The organism is Pseudomonas sp. ACM7, assembly GCF_004136015.1.
Classification (GTDB): domain Bacteria; phylum Pseudomonadota; class Gammaproteobacteria; order Pseudomonadales; family Pseudomonadaceae; genus Aquipseudomonas; species Aquipseudomonas frigoris.
Map to the genome: position 1 here is coordinate 3,454,413 of NZ_CP024866.1, position 24,447 is coordinate 3,478,859.

At 58.7% G+C, this 24,447-nt stretch carries 20 protein-coding genes and 1 pseudogene; 13 read left to right on the forward strand and 8 right to left on the reverse strand.

Translation table 11 applies throughout. The annotated features are described in order from the left end of the window. The first annotated feature begins 10 nt into the window (after nt 1-10). From CUN63_RS16295 to CUN63_RS16310, 4 genes are all read left to right on the forward strand, one after another. Nucleotides 11-748 (forward strand): ABC transporter substrate-binding protein, encoded by a 738-nt coding sequence (locus CUN63_RS16295; protein WP_129440821.1) that lies wholly within the window; start codon nt 11-13, stop codon nt 746-748. Nucleotides 749-987: 239 nt separating this feature from the next. Continuing rightward, on the forward strand, nt 988-1,605 hold the full coding sequence (gene ribA, locus CUN63_RS16300; RefSeq protein WP_033059420.1) for a GTP cyclohydrolase II: 618 nt from the start codon (nt 988-990) through the stop codon (nt 1,603-1,605). After that, nucleotides 1,602-2,021 (forward strand): hypothetical protein, encoded by a 420-nt coding sequence (locus tag CUN63_RS16305; RefSeq protein ID WP_033059418.1) that lies wholly within the window; start codon nt 1,602-1,604, stop codon nt 2,019-2,021. Before ribA ends, CUN63_RS16305 begins: the two co-directional genes overlap by 4 nt. Then, on the forward strand, nt 2,021-2,821 hold the full coding sequence (locus CUN63_RS16310; protein WP_129440823.1) for a cobalamin-binding protein: 801 nt from the start codon (nt 2,021-2,023) through the stop codon (nt 2,819-2,821). The genes CUN63_RS16305 and CUN63_RS16310 overlap by 1 nt, the downstream gene beginning before the upstream one ends. Nucleotides 2,822-2,941: 120 nt before the next feature. Here CUN63_RS16310 and CUN63_RS16315 read toward each other — a convergent pair whose 3' ends face one another. The 5 genes from CUN63_RS16315 to CUN63_RS16335 all read right to left on the reverse strand — a co-directional run bounded on the left by CUN63_RS16315 (nt 2,942) and on the right by CUN63_RS16335 (nt 9,351). After that, a complete protein-coding gene (locus CUN63_RS16315; RefSeq protein WP_129440825.1) occupies nt 2,942-4,825 on the reverse strand; it encodes a TonB-dependent receptor domain-containing protein in 1,884 nt (627 codons plus the stop codon). Between the two features lie 154 nt (nt 4,826-4,979). Further along, nucleotides 4,980-6,878 carry a 1-deoxy-D-xylulose-5-phosphate synthase gene (gene dxs / locus CUN63_RS16320; protein ID WP_129440827.1) on the reverse strand — a complete coding sequence of 633 codons (1,899 nt, stop codon included), beginning with the start codon at nt 6,876-6,878 and terminating at the stop codon, nt 4,980-4,982. A gap of 91 nt (nt 6,879-6,969) precedes the next feature. Next, on the reverse strand, nt 6,970-7,857 hold the full coding sequence (gene ispA / locus CUN63_RS16325; protein WP_129440828.1) for a (2E,6E)-farnesyl diphosphate synthase: 888 nt from the start codon (nt 7,855-7,857) through the stop codon (nt 6,970-6,972). Further along, nucleotides 7,854-8,096, reverse strand: a complete 243-nt coding sequence (locus CUN63_RS16330; protein WP_056743654.1) for an exodeoxyribonuclease VII small subunit — start codon at nt 8,094-8,096, stop codon at nt 7,854-7,856. Before CUN63_RS16330 ends, ispA begins: the two co-directional genes overlap by 4 nt. A 109-nt stretch (nt 8,097-8,205) precedes the next feature. Continuing rightward, nucleotides 8,206-9,351 (reverse strand): Fic family protein, encoded by a 1,146-nt coding sequence (locus CUN63_RS16335; RefSeq protein WP_129440830.1) that lies wholly within the window; start codon nt 9,349-9,351, stop codon nt 8,206-8,208. Nucleotides 9,352-9,629: 278 nt separating this feature from the next. On the opposite strand from CUN63_RS16335, the gene CUN63_RS16340 reads away from it, so the two are divergent. From CUN63_RS16340 to CUN63_RS16365, 6 genes are read left to right on the forward strand one after another with little or no spacing between them, the layout of a single operon-like run. Then, nucleotides 9,630-10,421, forward strand: coding sequence for a YfaP family protein (locus tag CUN63_RS16340; RefSeq protein WP_129440832.1), 792 nt, complete (start codon nt 9,630-9,632; stop codon nt 10,419-10,421). 37 nt (nt 10,422-10,458) lie between these two features. Next, on the forward strand, nt 10,459-12,171 hold the full coding sequence (locus CUN63_RS16345; protein ID WP_129440834.1) for a DUF2138 domain-containing protein: 1,713 nt from the start codon (nt 10,459-10,461) through the stop codon (nt 12,169-12,171). Further along, nucleotides 12,156-12,806 carry a DUF1175 domain-containing protein gene (locus CUN63_RS16350; protein ID WP_095131398.1) on the forward strand — a complete coding sequence of 217 codons (651 nt, stop codon included), beginning with the start codon at nt 12,156-12,158 and terminating at the stop codon, nt 12,804-12,806. Before CUN63_RS16345 ends, CUN63_RS16350 begins: the two co-directional genes overlap by 16 nt. Beyond that, complete coding sequence (locus tag CUN63_RS16355) at nt 12,803-17,368, forward strand: alpha-2-macroglobulin (RefSeq protein ID WP_129445109.1); 4,566 nt, start codon at nt 12,803-12,805, stop codon at nt 17,366-17,368. Before CUN63_RS16350 ends, CUN63_RS16355 begins: the two co-directional genes overlap by 4 nt. A gap of 1 nt (nt 17,369) precedes the next feature. Further along, on the forward strand, nt 17,370-18,989 hold the full coding sequence (locus tag CUN63_RS16360) for a DUF2300 domain-containing protein (protein ID WP_129440836.1): 1,620 nt from the start codon (nt 17,370-17,372) through the stop codon (nt 18,987-18,989). 3 nt (nt 18,990-18,992) lie between these two features. Further along, complete coding sequence (locus CUN63_RS16365) at nt 18,993-19,808, forward strand: YfaP family protein (protein ID WP_129440838.1); 816 nt, start codon at nt 18,993-18,995, stop codon at nt 19,806-19,808. A 63-nt stretch (nt 19,809-19,871) separates the two neighbouring features. Here the strand turns inward: CUN63_RS16365 and CUN63_RS16370 are convergent, their stop codons facing one another. Continuing rightward, nucleotides 19,872-20,933 carry a YhcG family protein gene (locus CUN63_RS16370; protein ID WP_129440840.1) on the reverse strand — a complete coding sequence of 354 codons (1,062 nt, stop codon included), beginning with the start codon at nt 20,931-20,933 and terminating at the stop codon, nt 19,872-19,874. Between the two features lie 449 nt (nt 20,934-21,382). Between CUN63_RS16370 and CUN63_RS16375 the strand changes: the two genes are divergently transcribed. From CUN63_RS16375 to CUN63_RS16385, 3 genes are read left to right on the forward strand one after another with little or no spacing between them, the layout of a single operon-like run. Next, on the forward strand, nt 21,383-21,574 hold the full coding sequence (locus CUN63_RS16375) for a hypothetical protein (protein ID WP_129440842.1): 192 nt from the start codon (nt 21,383-21,385) through the stop codon (nt 21,572-21,574). Then, a complete protein-coding gene (locus tag CUN63_RS16380; protein WP_129440844.1) occupies nt 21,571-22,161 on the forward strand; it encodes a restriction endonuclease subunit S in 591 nt (196 codons plus the stop codon). Before CUN63_RS16375 ends, CUN63_RS16380 begins: the two co-directional genes overlap by 4 nt. Nucleotide 22,162: 1 nt before the next feature. Further along, a complete protein-coding gene (locus CUN63_RS16385; RefSeq protein WP_129440846.1) occupies nt 22,163-23,539 on the forward strand; it encodes a class I SAM-dependent DNA methyltransferase in 1,377 nt (458 codons plus the stop codon). Between the two features lie 79 nt (nt 23,540-23,618). On the opposite strand, the pseudogene CUN63_RS16390 reads toward CUN63_RS16385, so the two are convergent. Further along, nucleotides 23,619-24,149 (reverse strand): annotated as a pseudogene (locus CUN63_RS16390) (transposase); the annotation flags it as partial. 44 nt (nt 24,150-24,193) lie between these two features. Next, nucleotides 24,194-24,447: transposase domain-containing protein (locus CUN63_RS16395; RefSeq protein ID WP_165353237.1), on the reverse strand; the 254-nt coding region annotated here is incomplete at its 5' end.

Genomic DNA, 24,447 nt, shown 5'->3' on the forward strand with positions numbered 1-24,447 from the left:
GGGACTAGGGATGGCTCGACGCTGGTTGGCTGTGATGATTTTCGCGATGTTTTGCTCGCTCGCCCAGGCGGGTGACGGGGCGACGACGCCGTCGGTGATTCATCTGGCCAGCGAAGACTGGGAAGACTACACCGCCGCCGATGGCCACGGTCTGGGCTGGGACGTGTTGCGGGAAGTCTTCGAGCCGGCGGGGGTCAAGCTGGACATCCGTAGCGAACCCTACGTCCGCTCCATGGGCCTGGCCCAGCGCGGCGAAGTGGATGCCTGTGTCGGCTCCTATCTTGATGAGTCCAGCGATCTGCTCTATCCGCGCTGGAACTTCGATACCGATCACATCTATGCCCTGGGGCTGGCCAGCAACCCCGCACCGACCCCGGAAACCCTGGGAAACTATCGACTGGCCTGGGTCCGCGGTTACGACTATCAGGATTACCTGCCCAACATACGCCGCTATAACGAAGTCATGCGGCGCACCGGGATTTTGTCGATGTTGACCCACAACCGCGCCGACTTTTACATCGACGCGCTGACCGAGGTTGACTACGTCATCAGGCGGGCCAAGGATCCGTCGCAGTTCCGTCGCACCCACATAGCAGAATTGCCGCTGTATCTGTGCTTTGCCAAGACTCCCAAGGCCCGGACACTGATGGCGCTGTTTGATCAACGCATGGAACAACTGGTGAAAAGCGGCCAGCTGAAACCGATCTTCGAGCGCTGGAAACAACCCTATCCATTCGATTCAAACTGAACACGGTCAATGTAGGAGCTGCCGAAGGCTGCGATCTTTTGATCTTTGTGCCTTCAAAGGCACCGCACATCAAGATCAAAAGATCGCAGCCTTCGGCAGCTCCTACATTGATCGCAGGGGACCTGATATCTAACTTTTTGATTGTTATGCCCCATAATTCAGCCTAAGCGTCTGTCGGAACGTGCTGTTACAATGCCGCGTCTGCGAATCTCCAGTACTTATTGATCAGGAGCACACCGGTGCCTGTCGTTTTTGTCGCCGCTTCCAAGCTGCCAACGCCTTTTGCGCAATTCACCATGCACGGCTTTCTCGATGAAGAAAACGGGCGCGAGCACGTTGTGCTGAGCCTGGGTGAGTTCGTCGACGGTGCCCCGGTACTCGGCCGGTTGCATTCCGAATGCCTGACCGGCGATGCCTTGTTCAGCCAGCGTTGCGACTGCGGCTCGCAACTCGAGGCTGCCTTGCAGGCCATCGCCCGTGAAGGCCGTGGCGTGTTGCTGTACTTGCGTCAGGAAGGTCGTGGCATTGGCCTGCTGAACAAGATCCGCGCCTATGAATTGCAGGATGGCGGCGCCGATACCGTTGAAGCCAACGAACGTCTGGGCTTTGCCGCCGACCAACGTGACTACGCCATGTGCCTGCCGATGCTGGAGCACTTGGGCGTGAAGTCCCTGCGTCTGATGACCAATAACCCACGCAAGGTCAAAGCCTTGACCGACATGGGCATCGTGGTCGCCGAGCGCGTGCCGCTGCACACCGGCCACAATCCGCACAACAAACTCTACTTGGCCACCAAGGCCAGCAAGCTCGACCACATGATGGGCAACGAGCATCAGGGTGAGGCTGACCGGGCGTGACCCGCGGTCAGGTTCGGCGGCGACTGTCCGTCAATTGGTGGCAATACCTGGCGCTGGCCTTGGTGCCGCTGTTCGTGATCAACGGCGTGTTTGGCCAGAGCGAGGCGATCCTGCCGGTGCTGGCGATGCCGTTGTTCATCGCGGGCGTGGCGTCGATGTTTGTCAGCCTGAAATTCTTTGGCGGCTACAAACACGCGTTGATAGCCACTCAAAAAGCCCTCGATACCCCTGAAGAACCGGCTGCCTGGATCGCCCTGGCCGCCAAGCGTCGCACGGCATTCCTGGCTGCCGGCCTACCGGCCTGGATCGGCGCGCTGGCGGTATTTGTCGGCCTCGAAGCCGTGCCGTTGATGCTGCTGGCGCTGTCGACCCTGGTGCTGTTCTACCTCTACCGTATCCCGCGTCAACTCGGCTGATGCGACCCGTCTGGCTGGCGGTTTTGCTGCTGGCCGTCAGTGGCCCGGCGGCTGCGGTCGAACGCGTTGTCAGCCTCGCGCCATCGCTCTCTGAAATCGTTGTTGAGCTGGGTTCTGCTGACCTGCTGGTGGGTGTGCTGGATGCCGGTGAGCGTCCTGCCGAGCTCAAAGACCTTCCTTCGGTTGGCCGCTATGGCCAGCTGGACATGGAACAGTTGCTCAGTCTCAAACCCGATTTACTGCTGCTCTGGCCCGGCAGCGTTGGCCCGGCTCAGCGTGAACAGCTCAAGCGGTTGAACATCCCCACCTACATTGCTGAACCCCACAACCTCGAACAACTCACTTCGCAGATTGAAGCGATTGCCTCACAGCTCGGCCGTCCGGGGCGTGGCGCTTCATTGGCTGAAAATTTGCGTCAACGGCTGGGTTCTCTGCGCCAGCGTTATCGTCGGGATGTGCCATTGCGGGTGTTTTATCAGGTCTGGGATCGACCGCTGTACACCGTTGGTGGCGGGCAGATCATCAGCGATGCGCTTGAAGTGTGCGGGGCGCGCAATGTGTTTGCCGACCTGACCCTGCCGGCGCCGCAGGTCAGTATTGAGGCGGTATTGCAGCGTAATCCAGACGTGATTCTGGCCAGCGATCAGGCGCAACTCGATGCGTGGAAAGCCTGGCCGCAGGTTGCCGCAGTGGCGCAGGGGAAATTGCTGTTGGTGACGGATAAAGGGCTGGAGCGGCCGAGTGGGCAGATGATCGAGGCGACGGCGAAGTTGTGCCATGTGATCGCGCCTGATCGCTGATACCGAGGTGTAGCCATCGCGAGCAAGCTCGCTCCCACATTGGATCTCTGTGCGACACACCCCCCCTGTGGGAGCGGGCTTGCTCGCGAAGAGGCCAGTTCAAATACCACAGTTTTCAGATCAGAGCTCCGGCATCCAGGTCACCCCAAACATCCACGCCCGACCCTCCTCGCGATACCCATACTGACTGCCATCATGGCTGTACAGCGCCCGGCTATAACCCTTGTCCAACAGGTTATCGACCTTCAACGCAAGCTTGATCTCACGATTCAATTCCCAGCTACTGCGCAACCCCAGCAACGCATACCCGCCCAACGGCTGCTGATTGTTCTCATCGTCATAGCTGCTGCTCACCGCCTGCCAGCTGGCGCCGAGCCCTAGCCGGTCGAACTGCCGATCCAGATCCAGACTCAAGGTCCGCCGCGCGCGACGAGCCAGGGTGTGCCCACTGTCACGATCCCGCGGGTCGATGATCGCCACGCCGAGGTTGCTCTGCCAGCCGAACAGTTCCTGTTTTAAAGCCGCTTCGAAACCATTGATCCGTGCCGAAGCCACGTTCTGCGGCCGTGAGTTGCTACCGAAAATAATCGCGTCTTCCAGGTCCGTACGGTAAAGCGAAGCTTCCAGGCGAGCGGTGTCGGTCAGCTGACTGCGCCATTGCAGCTCATAGCTTTTCGAGGTCTCGGGTTTCAGATCCGGATTACTGAAGTCGGGGTAATACAGATCATTGAACGTCGGCGCGCGGAACCCTTCACTGTAGGTCAGCAGCACATCGTTATCCGGATTCAGCGGCAGGGTGAAGGTGCCGCTCCAGCTGTTCTGGCCGCCGAACTGTTGGTTCTGATCGCGGCGCAGGCCCAGCTCGGTGGAGAAGCTTTCTGCCTGGTAATGATGCTGAATGAACGCCGCACGGTTCCAGCGGCTGTCCTCGTCGAATGGCGTGCTGCTGTTGATCCGGTCCTCGTACCAGTCGCCGCCGAGGATCAGACTGTTGCGCTCGTCGAGGGTCAGGTCGTTCTGCCAGTTCACCGAGTCGCGATACGTGTTGAACACACTGCGTTCGTCACTGAGCTTGTCCAAAGTCTTTTCGCGGTTTTCGCTGTGGCCGAACTCGACGCGGGTTTTCCACAGGTCACTGATACGCGCATCGACATAATTGCTGACGCTGCTCACCGCAAAGTCGCTGTAGGGCTGCTGCTGGACTGAGCCGAACGTGTCCATGTCGAAGCGGCCGAACGGATTGTCGAACTCGCTTTTGCCACGGTTATCCAGCAGGTTGGCGCCGATTTCGATGTCATCGGTGAGGGCGTGACTCAGGCTCAAACTCATCGATTTGTTGCGGTATTCGTCATGATCGCCGTCGCTGGGATACGACTCGCGGGTGCGATTGATTCCGGCGGTTTCATCGAGGCTGGCGCCGAGGTTGAATCGGGTCTGCTCGTCACCTCCGGACAGCCCGAGGCTGCGCTCCCAAGTCTGGTTGCTGCCAAAGCCCACGTGCATTCGCGGTTGCAAGCCTTGCTCGTCGCCGCGACGAGTGAAAATCTGGATCACCCCGCCAATCGCATCGCTGCCATAAATCACCGAGCGGGAACCGCGCAGCACTTCCACGCGCTCGACCTGTTCGATGTTGATGTGTTGCAGGTTGCTGTCGCCGGAGGTGGCGTTGCCGATGCGCTGGCCGTCGACCAGCACCAGGCTTTGGGCCGACTTGGTGCCGCGAATGTAAATCCCCGGCAGGCTGCCGCGCCCGCCGGTTTGTCCGACCTGCACACCCGGCACACGACGCAGCAAGTCAGTGACACTGCCCGGTTGCAGACGATCGATGTCTTCGCGGGTGAACACGGTATTGGCGGCGCTGCTGTCATTGCGCGCTTCGACCTGACGGTTGGCGCTGATCAGCACGTCGGGAAGTTTCAGGGCCTGGTCGCGCTCGAAGGTGTCGGCCAGCAGTTGACCGGCCGGCAGCAGGGTCAGCGTCAGGGCGAGGCGGGAGAGTTTCATGGATGATCCGGGGCGAATTCAGACACGACGCATGCCCCCTGTAGGAGCTGCCGAAGGCTGCGATCTTTTGATTTTGCTTTTTTCAGATTTGAAGCCGCCGAAGGTCAAGATCAAAAGATCGCAGCCTTCGGCAGCTCCTACATGGGGATCGCGTTTAGAGGCTCAGCAGTTGCAGACGCTCACGAACCGAAGCTTCGATCCCGGCCTCATCCAGCCCGCACTCGGCCAGCATTTGCGCAGGCTTGGCGTGCTCGACGTAACTGTCCGGCAAGCCCAGGTGCAGCATCGACTTGAGGATGTTTTCGCGAGCGAGAAATTCGCTGACTGCGCCACCGGCACCGCCCATGATCGCGTTCTCTTCGATGGTCACCAGCAGCTCGTGGCTGCCGGCGATATCGCGAACCAGTGCTTCATCGAGCGGTTTGACGAAACGCATGTCGACCACGGTGGCATCCAGCGTCTCGGCGACTTTTAGCGCCTCGGCCAGTTGCACGCCGAACACCAGCAGGGCGACGTTGCTGCCCTGACGGCGAACCACACCCTTGCCGATTTCGATCGGCTCGAGGTTTTTCTCGATCGTCGCGTTCGGGCCAGTGCCGCGCGGATAACGCACCGCCGCCGGGCCGTTAAACAGGTGGCCGGTGGTGAGCATTTTGCGCAGTTCGTTTTCGTCGCTCGGGGTCATCACCAGCATGCCGGGGATGCAGCGCAGGAACGACAGGTCGAAGCTACCCGCGTGAGTCGGGCCGTCCTCGCCCACCAGACCGGCACGGTCGATGGCGAACAGCACGTCGAGGTTTTGCACCGCGACGTCATGAATCAATTGGTCGTAGCCACGTTGAAGGAACGTCGAATAAATCGCCACCACCGGTTTCGCGCCTTCGCAGGCCATGCCGGCAGCAAGGGTCACTGCGTGTTGTTCGGCAATCGCCACATCGAAATAGCGAAGCGGGAAACGCTCGCTGAAGGCCACCAGGTCGGAGCCTTCTTTCATCGCCGGAGTGATCCCGACGAGACGCGGATCGGACGCGGCCATGTCACACAGCCATTCACCGAACACGCCGGAATACTTCGGTCCGCCAGCTTTCTTCGGCGCGGCGGCCGGCGCGTCCAGCGGGTCGAGTTTGGTGATCGCGTGGTAACCGATCGGGTCGACTTCTGCCGGAGCGAAGCCTTTGCCTTTCTTGGTGACGACGTGCAGGAACTGCGGGCCTTTCAGATCGCGCATGTTGCGCAGAGTGGCGATCAGGGTCGGCAGGTCGTGGCCATCGATCGGGCCGATATAGTTCCAGCCCAGCTCTTCGAACAGCGTGCCGGGAACCAGCATGCCTTTTGCGTACTCTTCGGTACGACGGGCGATTTCCCAGGCGCCGGGCAGGCGCGACAGGACCTTTTTGCTGCCTTCACGCATGCTCGCGTAAGTGCGGCTGGAAAGGATCTTCGCCAGATAGTTCGATAGCCCGCCGACGTTGCGCGAGATCGACATGTCGTTGTCGTTGAGGATCACCAGCATGTTGGCGTTCACTTCCGGCGCATGGTTCAGCGCCTCGAAGGCCATGCCGGCAGTCAATGCGCCGTCGCCGATCACGGCAATGGCCTTGCGATCACTGTTCTGCAGGCGGGCGGCAATGGCCATGCCCAGCGCTGCGCTGATCGACGTACTGGAGTGGCCGACGCCAAAGGTGTCGTACTCGCTCTCGGAACGACGCGGGAAAGCCGCGACGCCGTCCTTTTGGCGCAGGGTGCCCATGCGCTCGCGACGGCCGGTGAGGATTTTGTGCGGATAGGCCTGATGACCCACGTCCCACACCAGCCGGTCGTCCGGGGTGTCGAAGACGTAATGCAGCGCGATGGTCAGCTCGATGACGCCCAGGCCGGCACCGAAATGCCCGCCGGTCTGACCGACCGTGTAGAGCAATTCCAGGCGCAACTCATCGGCCAGGGTTTCCAGCTCGGCTTCGCCTAACCGGCGCAGGCCGTCCGGCGTGTTGGCACGGTCGAGCAGGGGCGTGGTCGGGCGCTTGCGGGGAATCTCATGAAACGTCGTGGGCATCAGGCGAATCGTTATAGGTATAAAAGATGCGGCAGTTTACCTGATGCATCGCCCCCTGCCCACGCGTAGGTCTTTTTTGGCGGATACGCCGTCAGCTGCGCCGATCGACGATATAACGGGCCAGATCGCGCAACGGCTCGGCTGCCGCGTCAAACGGTCGCAGCGCATGCAGGGCCTGATCGCGCAGCTCCAGGGCGTAGGCCTTGGCTGCATCGAGTCCGAGCAGGGCCGGATAGGTCGGCTTGTCGCGTGCGATGTCGGCCCCTTGGCGTTTACCGAGGGTTTCGGTATCGCTTTCGACGTCGAGAATGTCGTCCTGCACCTGGAACGCCAGGCCGATGGCCTGTGCATAAGTCTGCAAGGACTTGAGTTCGTCTTTCTCGGCACGGCCACTGGCCAGGGCGCCGAGTTTGACGCTGACCTCGATCAGCGCGCCGGTCTTGTGCCGGTGCATGTATTCCAGGGCTTTTTGATCGAGTTTCAGACCGACCGAACCAAGGTCGATGGCCTGACCTCCGACCATGCCGGCCGGGCCTGCGGCCAATGCGAGAGCACTGACCATTTGCAGGCGGATTTCAGCGTCCGAGGTGCTCAGGCGAGGGTCGAGCAGGGCGCTGAAGGCCAGACTCTGCAAACCGTCACCGGCCAGAATCGCGCAGGCTTCATCGAATTTTTTGTGAGTGGTCGGCTGGCCGCGACGCAGATCGTCGTCGTCCATCGCCGGCAAATCGTCATGCACCAGGGAATAAGCGTGAATCAGCTCCACCGCGCAAGCGGCACCGTTGGCCTGCTCAGCCTTGCCACCCAGCGCTTCGCACGCGGCGTAGGCCAGCAGCGGGCGGACCCGTTTGCCGCCATTCATCACGCTGTAGCGCATGGCCTCGTACAGACGCGCGAGCTCAGGGCTCGGTGCGTTGAACAGGGTTTCCAGTGCAGCGTTGACGCGGGCCTGGCTGGTCGCCGAATACGCTGCAATCATTCTGGTTGATCCGCTTCGAAGGGTTCCTCGGCCAGCTCGCCATCACGCTCGAGCAGCACCTGAACCTTTTGCTCGGCCTGGGCCAGCGCCGCCTGGCAATCGCGGGTCAGACCGATGCCCTGCTCGAAAGCCGTCAGCGAGTCTTCCAGCGACAATTCGCCGTTCTCCAGACGCTCCACCAGCGTTTGCAGGTCAGCGAGAGATTGTTCGAAATCCAGTGCAGCTTTTTTGCGGGCCATGGCGGCTATTTCCGGTTGACGTTAAACCGGCGCGACACTAGCAGACATGGGGGGTATGGGCAAATGAGCAGCCCGTAAAAGCCCTGCTGCGACGTCGGAAAAACCGGACTCAGGATGCTGCGTCATCGGGATAACTGATCCGGTACCGAGTACTGCGCCCTCCGCCGGGCAGGCGTTCCAGGCAGCCCTTCTCCAGCAGTTCGGCCAGATGACGGGTCGCGGTGGCTTTCGAAACCTTGGCGACTGCCTGGTATTGAGCCGCGCTGATGCCCGCCTCGAAACCTCGTTCCCCACCATCAAGCAGGCGATTCAGTACCTTTATCTGGTCAACCGACAGCGATGACATCCTGTGCGCCTGCCAGAAACGCGCCTTGCCCAGCACGCTTTCGATCCGGGCCATGGCTTGCTGCAAGCTGCGCAGCAGGGTTTGCAGAAACCATTCCAGCCACTCGGTGATATCCAGCGTGGCTTTCTGGCAGGTTTCGAGCACTCGATAATAGCCGGACCGGTCTTCGAGAATGCTCGCCGACATGGCATAGAAACGGATGGCTTGATCTTCACCCTGAGCCAATGCCAGATCGGTGATCGTGCGCGTCAGGCGCCCGTTGCCATCGTCGAAAGGGTGCAGGGTGACGAACCAGAAGTGCGCGATGCCGGCCCGCAGCAATGGATCGAGTCCCGCCTGATTTCGGCTGGCGGTAAACCAGGTGAGGAAAGTGTCGAGCTGTCGCTCAAGGCCCTGACGAGGCGGGGCTTCGAAGTGAACGATTGGCCTGTCGAGGCGGCCGGACACCACTTGCATCGGATCATCGCCGCGTAGCGCACCGACGCGGATCGGCCGGGCAGCGAGATCGGTCTCTTGCTCGGGAAACAGCCATTCGTGCCAATCCAGTAATCGCTCCAGCGTCAGCGGTTCAGCGAAATGCTGAGTGGCGTCGAGCATCAATTGCGCCAGCCCTTCACTGCGCTGGCTGACATTGTTGCCATCGACCAGCTCCATCCCCAACCGCCGCGCCAATGACGAGCGAACCGAGCCGACATTCAGCTGCTCACCCTCAATGGCGGATGAGGTCACGATGTTCTGCAACAGTGCATCCAGTTCGCTCTGAGCACTCAGCGAACTGCCCACTGAGCTGGCCATGCCCATCAACCGACCTTGGGCCTGCACGCACTCGCGCAATAGCGGCGTCAGGCGCTCTGCTTGCCAGTTGAAATTGGGCCAATCGGGCTGCTGCCAGATCCAGTCAGGTGCCATGAACTCAGTGCTCTTGGAGAGGGTGAGCCGAATAAAAACGTTATTCGGCTCATATGGTGAGCCGAATATGACGCCTATTCGGCTCACCGTCCACCTGCCAGCGTGAATCCCCCCGCAAATATAGAGGTATCCGATTGTTAAAAAACCGCCGAATGGCTAATCTTCGCGCCTTCTACGACCCGATAGTCATGGGTCTTTTTGACGAAACGCAGTTTTTGGATCTGTAACGCGCCGAGGATCGGGCGCAAGGTTTCGTTATGCATGGCAGGAGGCGTCACATGCGTTCATTTCTTCTATTGCTGATGGGGCTCGTCTGCGCGACCGCGGCGTTGGCCGAGCCTTCGGCTGAGGTGTCGGAACCGCTGGGTGGCTGGCGTTATTCCGGCCTGCTGGACCGCAGTGAAAATCCTCAAGTCGCCTATCCCACGCCACCGATCGATCGCGGTGTGCAGCGCAATCGCACCATGATCCAGGGCCAGCTCAAGGCCATCGGCACTCAGCGAGGGCCGCACACCCTGGCCGTCAACGGCAATCCTCTGAATCTGTACACCGACGACCAAGGGCGTTTCGCCCGGCCGTATGCGTTCGGCGCCGGCTCCAACAGCGTCGAAGTGCGCAGCTCCGAAGGCCAATCGCTGAAGCGCGTTCAATTCTATGAAGCCAACAACCTGCGCACTCCGGCGCGGATTCGCGTGGTGTTGGGCTGGGATGACCCGAAAGCCGAACTCGATCTGCACATCATTACCCCCGACGGCCAGCATGCGTTCTGGGCTCGCCCGGCGATGAGCAACGGCGGCGGCCTGGACCCGGACGGCGTCGATGGCCCCGGCCCGGAAATGTTCACCATGACCGCGCCGATGCATGGCACCTATCTGGTTTACGTGAACTATTGGGGCAACTTCGGCAGTGGCGGCTATAACTTCGATGAGACCAGCAACCAGAACGAGGTGATCACCTCGCAGATCAACCTGGTGCTCAACGAAAACACCGTCGACGAAAAACGCGAGACCTTCATCGTGCCCCTGCGGGCCATCGGTGACCTGCTGCTGGTCAAGACTTTCAACTATTAAGCATCCCGCTCCACGGATGACATCGGGTTTTGTGAACATGAGCGATAACACTGTTTCTCCGGCCGCCGAAACGCCAGCAGCCAAAACTCCTCGCCGCTGGCCGGTGCTGCTGGTCGGGCTGCTTCTGGTGGCTGGCGTGGCGGGCGGTTTGGGCTGGTTCATGCACAAACCCAAGGCGCCCCCAGCGGCGTTGGCCAGCGACAAACTGGGCATGAGCCGGCCGGACGGTCTGCTCGAAACCCACTCCTTGAGCCAGTTGCCCAAGGATTTGCTGGCGGTGCCGTTCCTCAAGGAAACCCTGACCGAAGATTTCGTCTTCTATTACGAAGCGCACGCCGATCGCCTCGGCTTGATCGGCAGTCTGCGGCGGATCATTTACGAACATGACCTGAAATTGCAGGACAGCCTGATCGAGCAGCTCTTCGATCAACCGGCGGACGTGGCGCTGTGGCGTGGAGCGGATGGTCGCCTGAAAGACTTTTTGTTGGTGATGGATCGCGGTGGTCTGGCCAAGGTGCTGGAGCCGCTGGCGAAAGTGGCGCTGGATGATTCGCAGCTGAGCAAAATCGGCGATGTGAAAGTCGGCGCCGACGATGTGGCGCTTTATCAACTGAGCTACAACGCCAGCAAAGCGCTGGTGTTCGCCTCCCATGGCGACAAACTGGTGGTGCTGTCCAACCCGACCAAACTCTACGATCCGGAAGGCGGCTCATCGGAAGAGCCAGGCAGTGTTTCGACCAAGGCCATCGCCGCCTTGCTTAACGGCGACAAACTGTTCCCCGAAGCCTTCGGCCTGCAACCGCGCACGCCTGAGGTGAAACAACGCCTGTCGGTCAATTCCAGCGTTCTGGCCATGGGTTATCAGCGCTTCATCCCGAACTTCGCCGGGCTGCGTTTCGACATGGACGACAAGGGCTGGCACAGCTTCCTCGCCATGGATGAACTGGACAACCAGCCGGACTTCGATTTCAAGCCGATCTGGCAAGCCATGCCGATGGGCGCCAGTGCCTGTGTCGCCTTGCCGCTCGCTGCCGAACAACAGAAACCGCTGCTGGTGAAACTCGGCGCCGAAGAGTCTGTGGCCCAGGCCCTGACCGATCACATGGCTGGTGCCGCCGGCCTCTGCTGGTACGCCGATTCGCGGTTGTACACGCCGCTGTTAGTGGCCAGCCTGAACGATGACGACAGCGCCAAACTCGACGGCGACCTGGGCAACCTGTTCGGGTCGATGGTCGGTGCCTACGAAGGCAACGTCGAAGAACACGCGTTCCCGGTCGTGGAAAAACAGGAAGGCCAATCCCATCAGTGGCAGCGTCAGGTCAGCTCCAACTTTGGTCCTTACAAAGCCAAGGATGCCGAGAACCCGGACGCGATCACCGGCAAGGCGTTCATGAAAGTCAGCCTGGCGCGCCACGGTTCGACGCTGCTGTTCTCCCTCGACGACAAGCTGGTGGACAAGGCCCTCGGTGCTCTCGACAAACGCTTCCCGCCGATGGCCGACGTGGTACCAAAAGACTTGTTGATGCCGGTCTACTTCGGCCCGGATTCCATGGCGCAACTGATGCAGCAGGAAACCCTCGACAGCCTGCCGCAAGACATGGAGCCGGTGTTCTACAACGCCGCGCAAACCTACCTGATCCCGAAACTGCGCAAACTCGGCGGTTACGGCAAGTACGCCCTGACCTTGCCCGAAGGCAGCGAACCCGACGGCCACTGGCAATGGCTGCCGCTGGAATGGAAAGCCCTGTGACAGCACTCATCCGAGGCCTCGGCCTGCTGGCGTTGCTGCTGGGGACCCGGGCATTTGCCACTGAGGCGCCGCCGCTGGACGTGCAGCAATCCCAGGTATTCCGTGCCTGGTTCGTGCGCATCGCCCAGGAACAACTGACCCAAGGCCCGAGCCCGCGCTGGTATCAGCAGGACTGCGCGGGCCTGGTACGTTTCGCCGCCAACGAAGCGCTGAAAGTTCATGACGACAAATGGCTGCGCAGCAATGGCCTGTCCAACCGTTATCTGCCGCCAGAGCTGCAACTGAGCGAGGCCCAACGCGGCCTCGCCCAGCAATGGCAGCAGGGCGGCGGCAAGGTCGGGCCGTACGTCAACGCGATCAAACTGATTCAGTTCAACAGCCATTTGGTCGGCCGCGATCTGGCGCAAGCCCGGCCCGGCGACCTGATGTTTTTCGATCAGGGCGACGACCAGCACCTGATGATCTGGATGGGCCGCTACATCGCCTATCACACCGGCACCACCACCCCGACTGACAACGGCATGCGCTCCGCAAGCCTGCAGCAACTCATGACATGGAAGGACACCCGATGGATACCCGACGCAGCCAACCCCAACTTCATCGGCGTCTATCGACTGAACTTTCTCTCCCAATGATCGGTGCCCGCATGTTGCGTTTTCTGCCTCTGCTGTTGGTCTTTGTGCTGCCTTTTTCGGCGGTCAATGCCGAAGACACCGTCGAGCCGAGTGGCTACACGCCGGTGGCCGGTGAAAGCTTTTTCCTGCTGGCCGACAGCAGTTTTGCCAGCGACGAACAGGCGATGGTTCGCCTCGAAGCGCCGGGTCGCGATTATCGTCGGTTCCGCATGGAGCCTTACGGCGGCGCCGACATTCGCGTGTACCGCATCGACAAGCCGCTGGATTTCCTCAAGCGCCAGAAGAACCTGCACCGCGTGGTCAGCGACGGCCAGTTCAAGGGTGAAGGCCTGTCGAACACCCTCGCGTACTTGTGGGACAACTGGTACCGCAAATCCCGTCGGGTGATGCAGCGGGCGTTCTCCTACGAATCGCGTAAACAAGTCACCGAGGAAGTGCCAGAGCTGAAGATGGGCACCGCGATGGCCGCGCCAACGCCCTATGACGCTCAACCTCAATTCGCGCTGATTCCGGGCTTGCCGGTGGTCAGTCAATTCCGTTATCCGCTGTGGCAAGCCAAACCGATCCAGCCGCCCGAGGGCGTGAACCTCGCCGGTTCTTCCAGCGAATTCGTCAGCGTTGCGCCGGGTAACGTTTACATCCCGTTGGGCAACCTGAAGCCGGGTCTGTACCTGGTCGAAGCACTGATTGGGAAATACCGTGCGACCACCATGGTCTTCGTTTCCAACACCGTGGCCGTGAGCAAGATTGCCGGTGATGAATTGCTGGTATGGGCGGCGCGCAAACACGAAGGCAGTTCGGTGCCGAAGGTCAACGTGCTGTGGACTGATGGCCTGGGCGTGATGAGCAGCGGCGCCACCGATGCCGATGGTTTGCTGCGTCTGAAACACGTCAGCCCGGAGCGTTCGTTCGTGATTGGCGAGGACGAAGAGGGCGGGGTGTTTGTCTCCGAGAACTTCTATTACGACAGCGAAATCTACGACACCAAACTCTATGCCTTCACCGACCGGCCGCTGTACCGGCCGGGGGATTGGGTGTCGCTGAAGATCGTCGGGCGCGAGTTCAAGAACGCCCGCGACTCTGTGCTGCCGACCGCTGCCGACGTCAACGTGACCGTGCTCGATGCCACCGGCACGGCGCTGCAATCGTTGGCGCTGAAACTCGATTCCAAGTCGGGCACCCAAGGTCGTTTCCAGTTACCGGACAACGCGGTGGCGGGTGGTTATGAACTGCGTTTCAGCTACAAGGATCAGGCCTACAGCAGCGCTTTCCGTGTCGCCGAATACATCAAGCCGCACTTTGAGATCTCGCTGAACCTGGCCAAACAGGATTACCGCACCGGCGAACCGGTGAAGGGCAGCCTCGTCCTGCTGTACCCGGACGGTAAACCGGTGGCCGACGCCAAGTTGACCCTGAGCCTGCGGGCCCAACAACTATCGATGGTCGACAACGAGCTGCAATACCTCGGGCAATTCCCGGTGGAGCTGACCAGCACCGAACTGACCACCGACTCCAAGGGCAACGCGACGCTGGATCTACCGGCTACCGAGAAGCCGAGCCGTTACATGCTCACCGTGTTTGCCAGCGACGGCGCGGCGTATCGGGTCAAGACCACCAAGGAAATCCTCATCGACCGCGGCGCGGCGAGTTTCAGCCTGCGCGCGCCTCAGCGTTTTAGCGCGGTGGGCGACAAGGTTGCGTTCAGTTATTTGAATGAAGGCGGCAGCGAGCAGAGCAAATCGGTTACGCCGAGCAGTTATAGCTGGGTGCGCCTGGAAGACCAGACGGTTGGCGAAGGCAAACTCGCCGCGAAAGACAAAGGCTTCACCTTGGCCTTCGACCGTCCGGGCACTTACAACCTGACGTTGAAGGATGACCATGGCCGCGTCGTCGGCGCCACCGGTCATTCGGTCACGGGCGAAGGTGTCAAAGCCGTGCCGGGCACCGTGGAAATCGTCCTCGACAAACCCGAGTACAAGGCTGGCGACGAAGCCCTGGCTTTGATCACGTTCCCTGAGCCGATCAGCGATGCGCTGCTGTCGCTCGAGCGCGACAAGGTCGAGGCCACAGCGCTGCTGTCCAAGGGCGGCGACTGGCTGAAGATGGAAAAACTCAGCGAGACCCAGTACCGCGCGCGGATCCCGGTGAAGGACAATTTCGCACCGAACCTGACGTTCTCCGTGCTCTACACCAAGGGCGGTCAGTACAGCTTCCAGAACGCCGGCATCAAGGTGATCGCGCCGCAGATTGACGTGGCCATCGTCACCGATAAAGAGGCGTATCAGCCGGGCGATACCGTGTCGGTGGACTTGACCACGCAGTTCGCTGGCAAGCCTATTCCAGCGCACCTGACGGTCAGCGTGGTGGACGAAATGGTCTACGCGTTGCAACCGGAAGTTGCGCCGACCATCGACCAGTTTTTCTACCACCCGCGCCGCAACAACGTGCGCACCAGCGCCAGTCTGTCGTTCATCAGCTACGACGTGGCATTGCCGGGGAGCCCTGGCGCGCCAGGCAAAGCCAATCGCAGCGAGCGAGGCGTGAAAGTGCTGGAGCGGCCGCGTCGTGAAGACGTCGACACTGCCGCGTGGCAGCCGGAATTGATCACCGACGCCAACGGCAAAACCCGTTTCACCTTCAAGATGCCGGACTCGCTGACCCGCTGGCGCATCACCGCCCGGGCCATCGCCGATGACGGTCAGGTCGGGCAGAAAAAGCAATTCGTACGCTCGGAAAAACCGCTGTACCTGAAGTGGAGCGGACCCACCAAGTTCCGCGCTGGCGACAAACCGGATCTCGGTGTGTTTGCTTTCAGCCAAGCGGAAAAACCGGCCAAGGCTGAGTTGGTGATTCATTTCGGCGGTACCGAACAACGCGTCCCCGTGACGCTGAATAACGGCATCAACTACATCGCGCTGCCAGCGTTCGCGTTGGCCAGTGGCGAGTGGACAGCTGAGTTGGTGCAGGACGGTAAAACGGCTGATGCGTTGGCTGTGCGACTGACCGCGACCGGCGAAGGCTGGCAGGTGACCCAAAGTCAAAGCCTGGACGTGGCCAGCGGTGATACGCCGCTGACCTTGCCGGTGGACGCGACGGATATTCGCCTGCGTCTGGACGACAGTCCGCAAGCGCTGTTCCGCTCGGCACTCGACGATCTGTTGAGTTATCCATACGGCGGCGTCGAACAAACGGCCAGTCGTTTGCTGCCGCTGAGCATTGCGTATCCGACGTTGTCGTCGAATCCGCAGATTCGCGATCGCTTGCGCCTGATCATGCAGAACAGCCGTCTGCGCCTGGTGCAAATGGCCGGGCCTTCGGCGAGCTTCACCTGGTGGGGCATGGACGGTGAGCCGGATGCATTCCTCACTGCTTACGCTTACTACGCCGACTGGCACGCCAGCAAAGCGCTGGAGTTGAGTCTGCCGCCGGAGCATTGGCAGCGGGTGCTGGAGGTCTATTCGAAGCAGGCCAAAAACACGCCGCTGTTGCAGCGCGCGCTGATCCTGTCGTTCGCCAAGCAAATGCAATTGCCGGTGAACACCTTGCTCAGCGGTTTGATGGATGATCTGTCGAAAGCGGGCGAGGGTAATGCGGCGAACCTGATGGACGATGGCGAGGACAGCATCGTCATGAGCGATCCGGATTCGGCGCTGGGTCTGGCGGCCGCTCGTGCGCTGACGGCCTCTTTGGCGAAGCAATCGAAGGTGATTCTGCCGGACGCATTCAATCGTCAACTGGCGGATGCGCAACAGCGTTTGGCCGTCAGCTCGCAGCCGTTTGCCGAAGCCTTGAACCTGTCACTGCAAGCCTTCGATCAGGCTCACGCGCAAGCGTTGTTGCAACGTCTGCTGCCACAGCAATCGACCCTGGAACGTGCGTTGGCGCTGACCTGGTTGCAACGCAGCATCGAGCAGGCTTCGCCCACCATTGCACTGGCACCGGGTGAAGGCTGGAAGAAAAAATACGGTGATACCGGTGAGACTTATTGGACGTGGCAGGGTGCTGCGCCAGTGCCTGCGGTGCTGTCGCTGACCGGTGCGCAAGAGCGTCCGCTGCGAGCGGCGTTGAGCTTCCAGACCAAACAACCGCTGGTTGATCCGATGGCCGTGACCATCACCCGTCGTCTGTCGCGTCTGGTGCCGGGCGACGAAGCCTTCACCTTCAAACTGGAAGCGGTCGGCACCCAACCGTTGTCCAGCGACAGCCTGTATCTGGACGAAGTGATCATCACCAGCAAAGCGGCCAAACCGCTGCGCTACGGCATGCTCGAAGTGCCGCTGCCACCGGGCGCCGATGTCGAACGCACCACGTGGGGCATCAAGCTCATGGGCAAGGCCGGCACCGAACCGTCCACGTTGGAGAAGGCGCGTTTCGAGCCGGGGCAGATGGCCTATGCCATTCCGGTCGATGCCTTGAGTGGTGAATTGCGTCTGCGTCATTTGGTGCGTTTCTCGCAGAAAGGCCAGTTCAACCTGCCGCCGGTGCGTTTCACTCAGGTTTACGCGCCGCAGCATCAGGCTCAGGAACAGAAACCGGCCCTCGGCCAGGTCACGGTCAACTGACATGACCCGACCTCTGGTCTGGTTGCTGCTGTGCTTGATCCCTGCGCTGGCGACAGCGCAGGAGGAGCCGCTACGACTGGCTTTTAAAGGTGAGTTGCTGTCGTTGAGCCGGACTCAGGTGATGTCTCGCGAGCCGTTGCCGGCTGATTTGCAGACTCCGCTGGGCAGTGTGTGGAAGTTGTTTGTCTACGGCTGGCTGGCGGATACCGGTGCACATGAATCGCCTTACGAATGTCGCGGTCAGTCGAAAGATGAAGTTTACTGCTGCACGGCGGGCGGCAAGATTGAGCGCGATCAGGCGTTGGTGAAGTCGTGCGGGTTGTACTTTGAGCCGCAGCGGTTGGGCATTGCTGGCGCTGACTGGCGCACGTATTGGCAGGCGCGGCAGGCACCGGAGTGGTTGCTGGATTTGGCTTCGTTGCAGCCTTCCACGCGCGTTTCAGTGGCTGAGTTGCTGCGAATGCTGGCCGTGATGCCGGCGCAGGATCAGGCGCGGCGGGTGTTGCTGGATGTGGTGTTGAATGCGGCTGACGGCAATGTTGTGGGCGAACTCGGTGGCCGGTTGCGAGTGAAAACCTGGAGCTGGTTGGGGGACCAGGACCCTTCGTCGCGTCAGGGTGGTTTTGCCGGGTGGACAGTGGATGGCACGCCGGTTTGGGCTGGTGGGCGGGGGACCAGTCAAATGGTCTTGCGTAACTACGGTGGGGCGTTGGCTTCGGTGTTGCCGGTGGATTGGCCTTTGGATGCGGGACGCTGTGTCGAGGTGGGGCTGTTTTCACGCTATCCCATCGGGCGCGTTCTGGCGGGGGATCGTGTTGTTGAGTCCGGGCCCTTGCAGGGCGACTACCGCGTCGAATTCACCAACGGCAATCAACTCGATATCCACAGCGACGGCGAACTCTTTCTGCTCAAAGACAAGCTGGTCGCCCGTATTGACCGCGAAGAATATGTCGCCCGAGTCCTACAGCGCGAAGCCAAACCCGAACCCGCCGAAGCCGCCAAAGCCCTGGCCGTCGCGATCCGTACGTACCTGCTGCAAAACGCCACCCGCAACGGCGACTGCCTGAGCATCGACGACAGCAGCAGCCGGCAACGCGTCGCCCCACGCCCTGCCACCGCCGAATCACGCCACATCGCCGCCTGGACCAGCGACCTGGTCCTCGCCGGCAGCACCGTCACCTACCACTCCGACCAACCCGGCCCGGACAAACTCTCCTGGCAGCAAGCCGTCGAACAAGCCAACGCCGGCCAACGCTACGACGCCATCCTGCTCCACGCCTACCCCCGCGCCAGCCTCAGCCGCTGGGACAACCCCGTCGCCTCCTGCGAAGCACTCCCCGCTGCGCAAGACTGGCTGCAAAACCAACGCCGCGGCTGGCGTCCGCGGTTGGAAAGCGAGGTTGGCTACAACGAAGTCAGCACCTTCGCCGTCTGCCGCCTGGCCTTCGGCCGCCCCTACGTCGACCGCGAACGCCAGCGCCTCTATGTGCGCGGCGTGTTGTCGCTGCAAGACCGCCTCGACCTGACCCACGAATACCTGCACCTGGCCTTCGAAGCACACCCCAACGGCCAGGATGAAACCTACATCGAAGGGCTCGCCCGCCACCTCTTGCTGGAATAGGCCATGAAACTCCGTTATCCACAGGTCTTCCTGTTCCTTTGTTCTGTTTGCGTACTGCCGACAGTTCTTGCGGCTGAGAGCACCGTGAAACTCGATACGCCCGTTGGCGGCTGGCGCACCGGCGCACCTGAGGGTGAAGGCGAAAGCTTCCGTCAGACCGTTAACTACCCGGCCTCCTCGGTGAATACACCGGTGGGCCAAGCCAATACCGCTCGCATCACTGGGCAGATCAAAGCCATGCCCAAGCCCGGTGAGCCGGGCCGGTTGATCGTCAACGGCGTCAGCATGCCACTGAAGATTGACCCCGCTGGTCGCTTTGATCGTCCGTTCTCATTCCCCAATGGCAGCAACAGCGTCGAAGTCCGCAGTCCCGATGGCCAGCAACGGCATCGCACGCAGTTCCTGAGCGCCAGCGGCGGCGCGACACCTGCCAAATTGCGAGTGCTACTGGCCTGGGACAGCGACGGTACGGACCTGGATTTGCACCTCATCACCCCCGACGGCTCACACATCTGGTACGGCGATCGTGCTGCGCCCAATGGCGCGGCGCTCGATGTTGACGTGACGACGGGCTACGGCCCGGAAATCTTCGCTATGCCGGCGCCGATCAAGGGGCAGTATCTGGTGTACGTGAACTACTTCGGGGGCGGGTATCGCAGTGATGAGGAAGGACAGGAGGACGCGGTTCAGCCGCTGACGACGGCGCAGGTGACGGTGATTACGGAGGAAGGGACGCCGAACGAGAAGATGGAGACGTTCCTGGTGCCGATGCGGGCGGTGGGGGAGTTGACGTTGGTTAAGGGGTTTAGTTATCCGTGAGGGTGAAATAAAGCGACCGCAGCGTTTTTACGTAGCTGCAGTCCCCGATCCTTGGTTGTCCGATTATTGCGATTCGTCCTCCATGAAGGCGTCATCACTGGCCAGCTCGCGCTCAATCTGTTCGATGCTGGGCAGGCTGGTTTGAAGCTCTGCCGGCAAGGACTCCACCAACTGGTACTCGGCCACGCCGATAGGTCGGGCGTTATCACGCAGGGCATATTCGGCCACTACCTTGTTCTTGCTCTTGCATAGTAGAAGGCCGATGGTCGGGCCGTCCTGCGGATGTTTGAGTTGCGCATCCACTGCAGTGAGGTAAAAACTCAGTTGCCCCAAATGCTCTGGTTTGAACTTGCCAGCCTTGAGTTCGATCACCACATAGCAACGTAGCTTGAGGTGATAAAACAGCAGGTCTATGAAGAACTCGTCACCGCCTACGTCTAGCAGCACTTGCTTGCCGACGAAGGCGAAACCCGCACCCAGTTCCAGCAAGAAGTCAGTAACGTGTTTAACCAGAGCGTTTTCGATCTCGCGCTCCTGGGCATCAAGAGTCAGGCCGAGGAAGTCGAAACGGTAAGGGTCTTTCAGTGATTCGCGGGCAAGGTCGGATTGCGGTTTGGGCAACTGGCTATCGAAGTTGCTGACTGCCTTGCCACTACGCTCCAGCAGACGGGTCTCGATCTGCATCACCAAAATGTTGCGCGACCAGTTGTGCTCGATGGCCTGGGCGGCATACCAACGGCGGGTTTCAGGGCCATGAAGCTTGTCTAGCAGCACCAGATTGTGACCCCAAGGCAATTGTGCAGCAGCTTGTTGCACAAATTCCGCGTCCGGCCACGCGCCAGCAAAAGCGCGCATGTATTTGAGGTTGCGTGGGGAAAACCCTTTCATATCCGGAAAAGCCGCGCGTAAATCCTGAGCCAAGCGGTCGATGACCTTAGTCCCCCAACCCTGCTGTGTTTGGCGGGTCAAAATATCCTGACCGATCTGCCAGTACAGCAGCACCAGCTCGCGGTTCACCGCCAGAGTGGCGCGCTGCTGAGCGTAATGGATTCGGGATTTCAGGTCGGCCAGCCAATCACCATAGCCTTCGGGTGGCGTGCTCAGGCTAGCGGGGGTGTCGCTCATGCATTTTTCCCTGATGGCTTTTTTTCGGCGCGGCCTTCGCCGCGTGTGCCGTTATCTCGGTTTAGAGGTCAGTGGCGACGGTCGAAGATTAGTCAGCCCATTTGTCAGGCGCAAGCAGGTTGGGCTTTCTAGGAACTTTCCTTCAAAAGACAGCGAAGATGCTTACTTTTAGGCCGTTGTTGCTCAATGCACGAAAATAAATCTGTCCCTTTTTATCGTGAGAGGGCATTGCTGCATTTTCACGGGCCCTGTCTGAAAAATAGGTTACAAGAGGGGGCGTTTAACCATCCATAGTGAATGATCGACAAAAGAATTTTATGTGGTACTGGCAATACTGAATTGACAGGCGGAGGAGTGATGCCTATTCTTGCCGCACACACAGTGACAGTATGGCCAGTACTCACGTTCTGGTTGCCACTGATTCTCTCAATCGATGGGTGGAGCAAAAAATGAAAAAGAAACGATCTAAGAAATTTTCTACTCACGCCCTGACGGTGGCGATTTTTCTTGTTCTAAGCCCGAACATCAGTTTCGACTTCAGACAATCCTTGTCAACCGCGATCGACGGCTCACACATCAACAGCATTGAGGTCGCTCTAAAAAAAGACGCTGTCGACCAAAGCGGACTCTTCAAAAAATGATTCAGAAAAAGAAACTTTCATCGATTGCAAAGATTTCACTCGGGCAGACTTTCAGAGAAAAAGCAGAAGCAACGAACGATGAGAGTGGCATACGTTTAATTCAAATAAAAGATATTCGTGAGGGTGCTTTTTTTGATGCTGACGAATTGCCATTTGCGGAAATTGATCCCGCCAAGGCTAAAACACCCTTGGCTTTTGGTGATGTCCTATTGCCTTTGAGAGGGAATAGGAGTGAAGCTATGATTTATAGCGTGGATAATTCTGATGTTTTAGTCACTACGACGAATCAAGTGGCAGTTATAAAGTCGGAAGATCAGGGTGTTAGTTCTGCATATTTTCATTGGTATTTGAATTCGCCTTTTGGTCGTAGAGCTCTAGACTCAATTCGTGGTGGTGCTACGATTCCAAACATAAGTATTAAAAATTTATCTGAAATAGAGATTCCGATTCCGAGTCCTGAGGATCAGGCAATGATTCTGAAAATCTATGATAATTGGTGCAAGCAGAAATCAGCATTGCAGGCCCTTTTGGTAAATGGTGAAAACCTGATGGCCAGTGCTTGTGTGCAAGTGTTGGGGGGTAAGTAAAGTGATAAATAGCTTGCGGCAGGGCTTTGTTAATGTTGTCGCTCCCTCGATTGAGCGGCTGCGCTCACGCTTGAGTGGCTCAGAGTTGGTTGAGCAAATAGTACTGTTTATGGTTCTGAGGTTTTACTTTTTAGATTCTGATTATTTTAAGAGCGCACCTTTGTTAGATGGGCGGGAGAATTTTGATCGATGGTTGAAAATTGTCGTTGAAAGCAGTGGGGACGTCTCAAGTGATTTTAGAGAGTACTTTGTTTCGGTGTGTCAAAAGTCCGTTGCTTCTATGAGGACAGACGCAGGTCTAAAAATGGACCTGTATGAGTTGTGGCAAGGGTTGAGCCAGTTGCCATTCGAGGGTGTCGGTGGTCGAACAGCGCTTGGAGAGTGTTTTGAGTTACTCCTCTTCATGTTTGCAGAAAATAGTATCGATGGTGCTGGCTATTCTTACACCCCGCGCGGTGTGGTGAATCTAGTGACGGAAATGCTAAAGGCTCAAGAGTCGGAGAGTATGTATGATCCTGCGTGCGGGTCTGCTGGGTTTTTGATAGCGGCGGCTAAACATGTAAATGAGAACTCAAGTGGTGCTCAGTTAAAGCTATACGGACAAGAGATTTCGTCATCCTCACTTTTTATTGCTAAGTCAAATATGCTCCTGCATGGGTTAGATGAAGAAAGTGTTGAGCTTTCCAATAGTATATTCAGCGCTCATGGAGGGGAGGGTAAATTTGGGCGATTTGATGTGGTTACCGCGAACCCTCCTTTTTCCCTTCGCTGGGACGACTATGCAACTGACGTTTTTTTTGAATACGGTATTCCGCCAAAATCTAATGCGGATTATGCGTTTCTTCAAAGAGCATTGTTTAGCTTGAAGGAGAATGGTCGTGCTGCCATTGTTGTTCCTACTGGCGTTCTCTCTCGGCAGGGTATAGAGAAGGCTATTAGAGTAAATTTTTTAAATAATCATCATATTGAAACGGTTGTAGCATTACCGTCAAATACTTTTTACGGTACTGCTGTCCCCGCGAATATTTTAGTTCTCCGTCGGACTCGAAATGAAAGTGATGTTCTTTTTGTTGACGCTTCTAGCTTTTTTTCGAAAGACCGTAATCGGAATGTTATTGTCGGCGAGGCAGTGAGTAAGGTCGTTGCTCTGTGCGATGCAAGAGCAGATGATGGGGTCTTTTCTAAATTGGTGCCGTTGGTCGATATAGAAAATAATGATTGGAATTTGACCGTTTCCAAATACCTTCTTCGTGAAGTGCTCGAAGATGTTGAACCTTTGGAAACATTGGTTGAACGTCAAATTGGTCTTGAGGGACAGTTGGAAGATCTACAGAAAGAAATGTTTGGGCTCATATCTGGCTTGAAAAAGAAATCTTGATTTATAAGTAAGATAAAAAGCCAATGGTCTGATCGGTTGGGGCGAGGGTGTCCCTGATTTTGTGTAAACGGGATTTCTATTAAACCGTTAACAGCCGGTCTTCAAACTGGATACTGAAGCGATTCAAAGCCGCTTTCCAGTCCCGGATCGGCATTGTCCACTTCTTGCTGATGTTGTTCAGCGCCAGATAAAACAGCTTCGTCACGGCCTCATCGGTCGGAAATGAGGCACGCGTTTTGATCACTTTGCGCAGGCTCATGTTGATCGATTCGATGGCGTTGGTGGTGTAGATCACCTTGCGAATTTCGGCTGGATAATCAAAAAACGGGATCACCCGAGCCCAGTTTCGCCGCCATGACAGACTGATCGACTGGTACTCGGCGTCCCATTTGGCTTCAAATTCGCAGAGCCGTTGTTCAGCCAATTCAGCGGTGGCCGAGGTGTAAATCAGCCTCAAGTCAGCCGCGACTTCCTTCTGCCGTTTCCACGATACGAAGTTCAAGCTATTGCGCACCATATGCACGATGCACAGCTGAACGACAGCTTTCGGGTAAACCGTTTCAATCGCCTCAGGGAAGCCTTTGAGGCCGTCCACGCAGGCGATGAAGAGTAACCGATCCACGAACTACACCTACCTCAAGATGAGGCAGTCGTTTACCGTGGCATCTCTGGCGAGCAGTTCCATGGCAGCAAGGCTTCGTAGTCCCCAACCGATTGTGCCTGCGGTAGTCTTTCCAGTACGTGGCGCAGCCACGTATAAGGCTCCTGGCCGTTGACCTTGGCGGTCTCGACCAAACTGTAGATCTGCGCACTGGCGGTGGCACCCTTGGGCGTGTCGCTGAACAGCCATGCCTTGCGCCCGATTACAAACGGCTTTATCGCGCGCTCCGCCGCGTTGTTGTCGATCG

Coding starts and splice junctions, on each gene's coding strand:
- CUN63_RS16295 (WP_129440821.1), top strand. CDS start 11: ATGGCTCGACGCTGGTTGGCTGTGATGATTTTCGCGATGTTTTGCTCG.
- CUN63_RS16310 (WP_129440823.1), top strand. CDS start 2,021: ATGCGACCCGTCTGGCTGGCGGTTTTGCTGCTGGCCGTCAGTGGCCCG.
- CUN63_RS16315 (WP_129440825.1), bottom strand. CDS start 4,825: ATGAAACTCTCCCGCCTCGCCCTGACGCTGACCCTGCTGCCGGCCGGT.
- dxs (WP_129440827.1), bottom strand. CDS start 6,878: ATGCCCACGACGTTTCATGAGATTCCCCGCAAGCGCCCGACCACGCCC.
- ispA (WP_129440828.1), bottom strand. CDS start 7,857: ATGATTGCAGCGTATTCGGCGACCAGCCAGGCCCGCGTCAACGCTGCA.
- CUN63_RS16330 (WP_056743654.1), bottom strand. CDS start 8,096: ATGGCCCGCAAAAAAGCTGCACTGGATTTCGAACAATCTCTCGCTGAC.
- CUN63_RS16335 (WP_129440830.1), bottom strand. CDS start 9,351: ATGGCACCTGACTGGATCTGGCAGCAGCCCGATTGGCCCAATTTCAAC.
- CUN63_RS16340 (WP_129440832.1), top strand. CDS start 9,630: ATGCGTTCATTTCTTCTATTGCTGATGGGGCTCGTCTGCGCGACCGCG.
- CUN63_RS16345 (WP_129440834.1), top strand. CDS start 10,459: ATGAGCGATAACACTGTTTCTCCGGCCGCCGAAACGCCAGCAGCCAAA.
- CUN63_RS16350 (WP_095131398.1), top strand. CDS start 12,156: ATGGAAAGCCCTGTGACAGCACTCATCCGAGGCCTCGGCCTGCTGGCG.
- CUN63_RS16355 (WP_129445109.1), top strand. CDS start 12,803: ATGATCGGTGCCCGCATGTTGCGTTTTCTGCCTCTGCTGTTGGTCTTT.
- CUN63_RS16360 (WP_129440836.1), top strand. CDS start 17,370: ATGACCCGACCTCTGGTCTGGTTGCTGCTGTGCTTGATCCCTGCGCTG.
- CUN63_RS16365 (WP_129440838.1), top strand. CDS start 18,993: ATGAAACTCCGTTATCCACAGGTCTTCCTGTTCCTTTGTTCTGTTTGC.
- CUN63_RS16370 (WP_129440840.1), bottom strand. CDS start 20,933: ATGAGCGACACCCCCGCTAGCCTGAGCACGCCACCCGAAGGCTATGGT.
- CUN63_RS16375 (WP_129440842.1), top strand. CDS start 21,383: ATGAAAAAGAAACGATCTAAGAAATTTTCTACTCACGCCCTGACGGTG.
- CUN63_RS16380 (WP_129440844.1), top strand. CDS start 21,571: ATGATTCAGAAAAAGAAACTTTCATCGATTGCAAAGATTTCACTCGGG.